General features: G+C 38.8%; 1 protein-coding gene. It reads left to right on the forward strand.

Annotated features, from left to right (window positions below):
- Positions 1 to 180: 180 nt before the first annotated feature.
- The gene (locus D1Z90_RS20760) at positions 181 to 858 is read left to right on the forward strand and encodes a hypothetical protein (protein WP_119912661.1); all 678 of its coding nucleotides are present in this window, start codon (positions 181 to 183) and stop codon (positions 856 to 858) included.
- Positions 859 to 1,080 lie beyond the last annotated feature (222 nt).

The raw sequence follows: 1,080 nt of genomic DNA on the forward strand, positions 1-1,080 counted from the left end.
GGTTTCTTTATGTACGTCCAGGCCGATAAAAAGGGTGCTAGGATTATTCATGTCGATCTCCTGTATCTGTTATGGCGTTTACCTAACAGTGTGGCACTGGCCGAGCTAACCCACGATAAACGCAGGAGGTCGACACTGTGCACAGGGAATCATTATGTCTAGGTTTTCTTAAAGGTAATTATGTTTGAATTAGAGGTTCATATATATAAAGTTTTAGCAACAGGCTTTGCGTCATTACTCATGGCATACTTGGCTGCTAAATTTGCTTTGAAGTCTTTCTTTAAACAAAAAGAATACGAGCTCGTAAAAGATCGCTATCTTAATAATGGTGTAGATAAAGTTCGGGCATATAACATCGAGCTAATTACTAATTTTAACTGGAATTATTGTCAGGTTCAAAAGTGCCTTGCAAGGACATACCACGAAGAAAAATCATTTCCTCCAGAGGCTTGCTTAAAATCTCTCCGGGATATTGGCGATATTAATGCATGTGGTTTAGAGCACACAAGAATAACTCGTCTATTGAATGATGACTCATTATGGCAATTAAATGAACATGTCGTGGGGAATGTTCTTTCTCAGAATGAGTGGTTAATTAGGGTTGTTGAAACTTTACAATACTCTGAAAAATCAACTCCAGAAGCATTGTTAAAATTAAAAAATGAAACAGAAGAAACTCAGAAAGAGCTTCATATACAAATGAGTTGCGTAACTTCATTTTTGACAGAAGTTACAGATATACTGGAGGAGTCCCAAATGGATTTCTCTTCTATTAAGAGGTTTTCTACAGACGCTACGGTGTCCACTTTAGTAGAAAACATACGGGATTTATGGCATTCAGAAATGCCAAAAACCTAACAAGAAAATTAACAAGGACACGTAACAGTTGGCTACGTTTCGCTTCGCTACACAATTTTAGCCAACCATTACTTAGCCTGTTATTTAGGCGTTGATATGATTCCCACTGTCAACGAGCGCGTGACTATCCCTACCAAAAATGTTCGGCATGGGAGAGAAACTTAAGTGAGTGCACCTTTGGCAAGAAAGTTCGGCGGTTGACCTTGCTGATATTCGCGGGTT

Source organism: Motilimonas pumila (assembly GCF_003596335.1).
Classification (GTDB): domain Bacteria; phylum Pseudomonadota; class Gammaproteobacteria; order Enterobacterales; family CBDFNC01; genus Motilimonas; species Motilimonas pumila.

Bases quoted from the DNA above. Each gene is read 5' to 3' on its own strand.
- D1Z90_RS20760 (WP_119912661.1), top strand. From the start codon at position 181: ATGTTTGAATTAGAGGTTCATATATATAAAGTTTTAGCAACAGGCTTT.